At 37.5% G+C, this 7,514-nt stretch carries 8 protein-coding genes and 1 pseudogene; 3 read left to right on the top strand and 6 right to left on the bottom strand.

The genetic code is table 11. From position 1 onward, the window contains the following. The 4 genes and pseudogenes from GRP75_RS15945 to GRP75_RS15930 form a co-directional block, all read right to left on the bottom strand. A partial coding sequence (locus GRP75_RS15945; protein ID WP_160789786.1) for a glycoside hydrolase family 43 protein occupies window positions 1–1,457 on the bottom strand: 1,457 nt, incomplete at its 3' end. Window positions 1,458–2,372: 915 nt separating this feature from the next. Continuing rightward, window positions 2,373–2,648 carry a hypothetical protein gene (locus tag GRP75_RS15940; RefSeq protein WP_160789785.1) on the bottom strand — a complete coding sequence of 92 codons (276 nt, stop codon included), beginning with the start codon at window positions 2,646–2,648 and terminating at the stop codon, window positions 2,373–2,375. An 83-nt stretch (window positions 2,649–2,731) separates the two neighbouring features. Continuing rightward, on the bottom strand, window positions 2,732–3,052 hold the full coding sequence (locus GRP75_RS15935; protein ID WP_237449070.1) for a hypothetical protein: 321 nt from the start codon (window positions 3,050–3,052) through the stop codon (window positions 2,732–2,734). Next, a pseudogene (locus tag GRP75_RS15930) lies at window positions 3,039–3,994 on the bottom strand (WXG100 family type VII secretion target); the annotation flags it as partial. The pseudogene GRP75_RS15930 and the gene GRP75_RS15935, both read right to left, overlap by 14 nt. Before the next feature lie 339 nt (window positions 3,995–4,333). Here GRP75_RS15930 and GRP75_RS15925 point away from each other — a divergent pair. Then, window positions 4,334–4,570, top strand: a complete 237-nt coding sequence (locus GRP75_RS15925; protein WP_160789784.1) for a helix-turn-helix domain-containing protein — start codon at window positions 4,334–4,336, stop codon at window positions 4,568–4,570. Between the two features lie 189 nt (window positions 4,571–4,759). Here GRP75_RS15925 and GRP75_RS15920 read toward each other — a convergent pair whose 3' ends face one another. After that, the gene (locus GRP75_RS15920) at window positions 4,760–5,038 is read right to left on the bottom strand and encodes a DUF6809 family protein (RefSeq protein ID WP_160789783.1); all 279 of its coding nucleotides are present in this window, start codon (window positions 5,036–5,038) and stop codon (window positions 4,760–4,762) included. Between the two features lie 110 nt (window positions 5,039–5,148). On the opposite strand from GRP75_RS15920, the gene GRP75_RS15915 reads away from it, so the two are divergent. Together GRP75_RS15915 and GRP75_RS15910 are read left to right on the top strand one after the other, a co-directional pair. Next, entirely contained in the window at window positions 5,149–5,367 is a 219-nt protein-coding gene (locus GRP75_RS15915; protein WP_160789782.1) for a helix-turn-helix domain-containing protein, read from the top strand. A gap of 478 nt (window positions 5,368–5,845) precedes the next feature. Beyond that, a complete protein-coding gene (locus tag GRP75_RS15910) occupies window positions 5,846–6,445 on the top strand; it encodes a hypothetical protein (protein ID WP_160789781.1) in 600 nt (199 codons plus the stop codon). A gap of 224 nt (window positions 6,446–6,669) precedes the next feature. Here GRP75_RS15910 and GRP75_RS15905 read toward each other — a convergent pair. Beyond that, a partial coding sequence (locus GRP75_RS15905) for an alpha/beta hydrolase (protein WP_160789780.1) occupies window positions 6,670–7,514 on the bottom strand: 845 nt, incomplete at its 5' end.

Genomic DNA, 7,514 nt, shown 5'->3' with positions numbered 1-7,514 from the left:
TTGTGGACTCCTGTTGCATTGCTTACAGTGGTTTCGACTTCCTTCCAGGTCTGTGTTCCTCCAGTAGAACTGACATTATGAGTTCCAACCAGAGGACCCGTTGCACTGTCCAGACGTATTTCTATTTTACCGCCTGCATTGGATGCTATGTTTGCTTTAAACGTCTTGGCTCCACCGCTACCAAAGTCGGCATTTCCTACAGCGATCCAATCTCCATTGTGTACGTTTGTCACATTAAGATTATTTGTCGGTCCGCCTGATGCTTGACTCGCCTCGGTTGTAATCCCTGCATTCCACCCGATTGTTTCAGCCTCAATCCTATTGTATGGATTAAGATTGGCTATCTGAGGCACGCCTGCCATATTTTCCTGAACCTCTTGTATCGTTACATTCGTATTATGGATAATCTTGTTAATATTAGGAGAACGATATCCTTTCCCTTCTCCCAACAGAGCCTTGCTGACAGTTTGGGAATGGTACACTACATACCATTGGTTATTAAAGTTAAACACCGAATGATGGTTATTTCCACCAACTCCGAAAAATGCTTGTGGATTTTTCAGGAAATGTCCTGTATAAGTAAAGGGTCCCATAGGACTGCTGCTCACCATGTAGCCTATTTCACCTGCTGGGTAATTTGACGGGTGTGTACCGGAGAAATTGATACAATAAGAGTAATAATATTTGCCGTTATACTTATGAATTCCTGAGTCTTCAAACATGTAAGGAGCATCAATGGTTACTGCACTTCCAATAATACTGGTCATATCAGCGCCCAGTTTTAAAACTCTGGCTGTTTTAGGATTTGCAATTGAAGCTGGGTCCGAAGTATTGGGTATACCTCCACCAACATACAGATATCCTGTACCATCATCATCCACCAATACTGCCGGGTCAAAAAGCCATGTAACTCCAGACATTCCAGTTGTACTGTGTGTAACAAGAGCCTTTCCGAGTGGGTCTGTCCATGGTCCTATCGGAGTATCTGCAGTTAGCACACCAATACCTGAGGCACCATTTGCAAAATAAAGGAAGAATTTATCCTTACCATTTATTTTTTTATGTGCAACGGTCGGTGCCCATGAGAGTGATGCCCATTTTGCAATACCTTTTCCATTATTTTCGTTATTGTATCCTGCGACCGGAATTGCACCGTGGTCTGTCCAGTTCACCATGTCAGCAGAAGATATGACGAATATTTTATTTAGTTCACTAAAATCATTCTCCTTCACCGTTCCATTACTGTTATATACATATGCATCACTTGACATATAGATATAAACCCTTCCATCATAGACCAACGCATAGGGATCTGCCCCCAATTTATGATCCATAAGAGGATTTGAATTCCCTGGAAGCTTTGCAATTGCATTGTTAGCAGCATGTACAGGTACCATTGGTAAACAACTCAGCAATAATGTAAAAGCTAATAAAAACACCGAAAATTTTTTAATCATAAACATATTCCTCCATTTTTATATATCATGTCTATTAAAAGTTCACAAATTGCCTATGCATAGATTTAATTAGTAATTTTGTATCCTATTTGAAGGTTGGTGCTCCGAAACTTGGACTTGTAACATTTTCAGCAGATGTTATAGCCTCCCCCCTAAATTTGTAACCGCTTTCATTTTACGGCGAGGACTCTAATCAAGCCGAATTAGCCAGTTCATCATTTTTATTTTCGCCATAATTACCTTGGTTACGGTACATACAGCAAACTGCGTTGCACGGGTTCCAGGTATTCTTTTGGATATCAGCGCCTTAATTCACCGATGGCAAGCCATAACAGTCGTCTTCATGCAAGATGGTGCTCTTCGAGCTGTTTGTGCTCAAATGTCAATCCCCAAAGTTCAAGGTGCTCAAATATAGTGTCTGGTTCATAGGCAACCCTGTATATTGACGAACTACCGATCGTATTCCCAAATTCCCCTCCCTTCTTTTTCATTTCACGTACCGATTGAAAACTTTAACTTTAGAGTTGAACTTGAAAGCTTTTACATAATTACAAAGGAATATTATGTCGTTAGTAAGCGTGGAAGCGAATTTTAGGCTACGCAGTCGGGGAAATGATATCCAGGAATATAATACCATAAACGCCACTTTGGAACAAGTGCGACAGCTTTGCAACTTGTGGAGTATGCTAATAATTCCAGGCTGTTGCGAAGCTTATATTCATGCCATTTTATGCGATTACCTGAAATTAGCAATAAATTTGCATTTGCATTCTCTATTTTTATTCGAGCCTCCTCTTTATTTCTTGCCCTTTCCACACTTTTTTTATATTTAGATATAAAAAAACTTATTTCTCCTCAGCGTTCGAGGTGAAATAAGTTTTTAACTGAGTACATTTATCCAGATGAACAGGAGATTTACCAATCGACTTCTTCAAAAAGACGGAAACGCATCTTTTTTTCAAATTCATCTAATATCTTAAACCCAGTTATCTCATCTTCTTTTTCTCCAAGTTTTATCATAGTAGCTATTGCTAAGTCTCCTATTTTATAATGACCTATCAGCTTATCTTGATGTTCCCTTTTTAAAGATAATCCATTTAATTTTTTAAATATTTCCTCTGTACGAATACCTTCTTTTCCGATATGTGTCATTGCATGATATAAAACTATGGGGTTCTTTTCTTCTAGCAAATTTTCTAACTCATCTATTGAACATTTTCCTTCTTCAATTTTTTTAATATATTCATTTTATTCCTCCTTTAAACAGATATTAATTAATGTTCTAAACTGTAAATACTCGCCCCAACTTGAACAAGATCAGGAGATGCTAACTTGCCAATGCATATTCCAATATTTTTCCTTTCAGCCATTGAAGTTGAAATTTGAACAGAGCTAACGCTTAATACCGTCTCAATTTGATTTGCATTTTTAATAAGAATTTTATCACCTATGATTTTTTTTATTTCTGGGTAGGTTAAATGGTCTAATCCTTTGTTTGTTCCTACTATAATTGTACCTTCATCTTTTGACTCAAAAGTTAAACTAACATCCATTATTTTTTCCATTTTAAACGTTACCCCTTTATCGTTCTTCAATATAAAGTTCTCCCTTAACATCACCTATACGCAAATCAGCACTTTTTAATCGGGTTATGGCATCCCTCAGTAGCGTCATCCTTTCTATTGATGTTAAATCGGGAGCGAACCTTGCAGCTCTTATACTAGCTTGGGCTTCATCTAGAGCAAAATTTCTTTTAAATGCATCTGGAGCAACATCATATAATTCAAATGCTCTCCCTGCCTTATATGCCTCATAGTGTCCCACAATTTCATGTGCAATCGTTGCCTTGGCTGACACACGTGAGTTATCACTTAAGGTTCCAACTCCTGTAATACATCTGTATTTATAATAAATCTATCGTACATCATACCTGTATTCCACTCATCATAAAAACCAGGTCTACTCATTATTATATTATCTTCGGGAAAATCCAACGATTTAGTATACTGAATAATCTCCGTTTTCTGGACATCTGTTAATGGCAATTCATTACGCAAACCGTCCGAAGAAATTTGTCGTAAGTCCACTGCCCCCTCATACTTAACCGATGATTTCAAACTAATCTTAGGTTTGATTACTGAACTAACTCCTCCAAATAATCCTGCTGTACCGATCATATTAGCCCAGTGTTCTTTTGACCATGCATTTGTGGGATTAAATGCTCCCTGAATCATGCCCGATACTCCAAATGTACCGAAATTGAGCATGTCATTCCATGAATCGTTTTGTTTAGCTGCCCGTTCCATGTACCCTTGATACATTCCCTTCGGAATACCGTACGACATATAATCTAGGAAGTTCCAGACTGAATCAAATTTTTTCTCATATCGTTCTGAATTAGCTGCTACAAAATCCTGCCCAAGCTCCGTTAAGCTATCCGCCGATTTCTGGAGCGCATTTCGTGTATCTGTAACAGGAACTGCGCAAGTATTCGGTGGAGGTGGCAAGCAACCTGGGTCTAGATTCCCATCCTCCATTATGGAAAACCATCTCTACTCCTAATTGTTATATGAATAACATGGATTTCTACCTAAGACCACAGACTTATGTATTTAACAGGCCTTGTTTATCATTAACTCAATAAAGTTAATTTAATCTCCTTATCAAGTAATTAATTTTCTCATTATATATCTTATTTAAGTATTTAATAAAAAATTAATTATACGGTTGGCTATTATCTATCAAAATTAAGGGAGACGCCATGATACTCCATCTCGCTCTAGTTGTAATAGTCCCCTTCTACATTTAGCGAAATTACCGCTAAAAATGAATAGCGATAATTTCGCTCGGCTATTCTTAGCTTAGAGGTGAATAGGATGTATAGACGAATCCGAGATTTACGGGAAGATAAAGATTTGACCCAAACACAAATGGCTGAATATCTAAATTGCAGCAAGCGTATTTACAGCAACTATGAACGTGGAGATGTAGACATTCCAACGAAAATTTTAATCAAACTAGCTGATTTTCATCACACAAGTACAGACTATTTATTAAATAGAACTAATGAAAAAAAGGCTTACCCGGTAGAACAGAATAACTCAAGTTTATGATTTGCCCCCCTGTGCTCATAAAAACAAAAAAGGTAACTCCGTTTAACGAGAGCTACCTTTCAAAGTCTTTAGTTAATATTGTTTCCTTTATTGTGAATCGTCTTTTCTACAAAACGTTCTCCTTCTTTTATCTTATTATTCGTTCCCCTTTTAATCCTTTACCTACTTACTATGTCATTGTTCAAATACCTATATAATCCCTTCTTTTCCGTCAAATAATTCAACCATCATTAAAGCCCCCATCTTGTATCCGTCAATATAAGCCGAAGCGGATAATATGGAGATCAAATTATCATGTAAATCGGATAATTCTTCAATTAGTTTGTACTCGTGTTCTGGTATTTTTATTTTCAGGCTTTCCATAGTTTTGGATATTTTCTGCGATACCAGTTCAAATTCGGGATCTTTCGGTTTTACTCGTTCACTTGGGTTACATTTTCCATAATATAAATCCTCCAAGATACTCACCTTCTTCCCCCTCTTCATATGTATTAGTTTCTAAATAATTTTAGCGAAATATTCGCTAAATATCAATAGCGAATATTTCGCTAGGGTATTCTTGTTTTGAGGTGAGCAAGATGTACCCACGAATTCGAAATTTACGCGAAGATAAGGATTTGACTCAAACTCATATGGCAGATTTTCTGAATTGCAGCCAGCGGATATATAGCAATTATGAACGTGGAGATGTAGATATTCCAACGACGATTTTAATTAAATTGGCCGACTTTCATCATACGAGCACAGACTATTTACTAAATAGAACTAATCAAAAAAATCCTTACCCCGCAGGATAGAACCTAGAAAATACCAAATACTTTTAAGCCTATGACCTCGACATAAAAGCATCTGAATTGAAAAGACTGGTTGAGGATGAAATCGAAACATTCTAACTAAAAACAAGCTGTTTCCTTATAATAAGGAGTCAGCTTGTTTTTTTATTAGCTTTCTATCGAGCCGTTCAAGTGAAAAGCAACTAAATTGAACTTAAGATTTGCATGAGAGACCTTAAGCGATTCTCCGAAAAAGGATTGCACTTTTTGTCGCTGTTGTTTTTGGATTTATTTTATTATCATAACCCTTCTCACAGCTGAAATCCAAAAACATAGGCGGTCGCTATCGCTCCTACATTTCCAATCTTTCTCTCCGTTTCTCCCTGCTCTGTGCTCATTTTGAATTTATAAGAAAAACATTAACAAAAACGAGACTTTTGACTAACACTTGTTCATAATTTCTTGTGTATATTATTTCATCATGATTTGGAGGAGTGGTATCATGTTAATAAGATCGAAAATTAAACAATCAAAGACAAGCTTCACTCGAAATTATCATGTTAAAAAGAAAAAAAATCCCCCACTTATAAACCCAGTGCTCAAATTCCAAACAAAAGAACCAAGTCAAAAAAAAGGACTTAATAGTAGAAAATATCGTGTGAGTCGAGTTGTAAATTATGGATTTGATATGCCGAATTTTTCCCCTTGGCAGGCAGAAGGAGCAGTATATTTATCGACGCTTCGCCCTTACACCGGTCCACAATCTGCTTTCTTTGCTGTACAACCAGGTAGGAGCGCTTATCTCAGGCAACGAGTTACTCTAGGACAACCGGGCTCTAACGGATATAGTCTAACCTATTACGTACTTGTAGATCGTAACAATAACAGCGGCGTGTTGCAGATAAGCCTATTGAATACTGCTGTATCTAGAACAATGCCTCTAAACACTTTACCTTATACAAGCTATCAGCCTTTTAGCATATTTTTTTCCGATGCAGATGTGAATGGGCAATCTAACGTTGATTTGGAGATTAGGGTAAATGGCGGTAGTAGTCCCTCTTTTTTATTGCTTGATGTTGTGACAATACTTCCTAGAAACTAAATCTGTAAGAAAGGAAACTTGGCGTGATGTCTTTAAGTGGAGACTTTTATAATAATACTCTTCTCAGGTGGTATTTTAGACTATCATTTTTTCTATGCGTTCGCCAGCCCTCATTCGGGACTTTCGACCTAGAAAATGATGCCCATGCTAGGCTACAAGAATAAGGGAACCTCCATAATAGGGCTCCCTTTTTTTAATAAAATAACATAAATATTTAGAATAGCTTATTTATTAAGCAATTTTTTTGTTACCCAGGTTATAGCTGCATTATTGACATCTTCACCCTGGCCACCGTGGGGAGCTTTAGAGTTAGACATAAAAATATTTTCTACTCCTGCATGGTTAAGAGTATCTCTAAGTCTCAAACTTTGTTGAATAGATACTAAACTGTCACTTCCTCCATGTGCAATAAACATGGGTGGATCATCTGAAGATACATAATTTATAGGACTTGCCAATTCTGCCAACTTTACTTTTTCCCAATAAGGAGAATTGGTTTGTTTTTTATCCCGAATATCTCTCAGGACTGCCACACCTTGTCCTTCTTTATCAAATCCAAGAAGTTTGGCTTCAGCTGCTCGTGGAGAGTCATGTGTTTCGGCTGCCTCCTCAGGAGATTGCAGGGTTGGGTCCATCTCAGGGCCCATGGTAAACATATCTGTTGGACCGTAAAAATCAACTGCAGCCATTACTTTGCTTGAATACTCAAGATTGCCCCCAACATCACCTTCAAGCTCTTTTATATCACTAGTAACAGCGAGTTCGGTAGCCAGATGTCCACCTGCAGAATTTCCTGCTACTGCAATTTTTTCTGGATCAATACCGTATTCCTTGGCATGTGCACGCAGATATCTGATACTGCCCTTAACATCATAAATGGGAGCCGGAAAAATAGCTTCGCCACTTAGCCGATAATCTATGGAAACGAAAGCAATTTTATCTTCTAATACTTTTTTGAAAACTTGATATGCTGAATCTGTAGCCACTTGATCTGTAGCTCTACCTGTCATTTGTGCTGGTCGATTTGGTGGCGCGGCTGTTTCCTTCTTTGCATCTTTAGGCGCATCAT

Source organism: Paenibacillus sp. OT2-17, from assembly GCF_009827695.1.
In the GTDB taxonomy this organism is placed as follows: Bacteria; Bacillota; Bacilli; order Paenibacillales; family Paenibacillaceae; genus Paenibacillus; species Paenibacillus polymyxa_B.
This window is presented reverse-complemented; position numbering and strand designations above follow the sequence as displayed.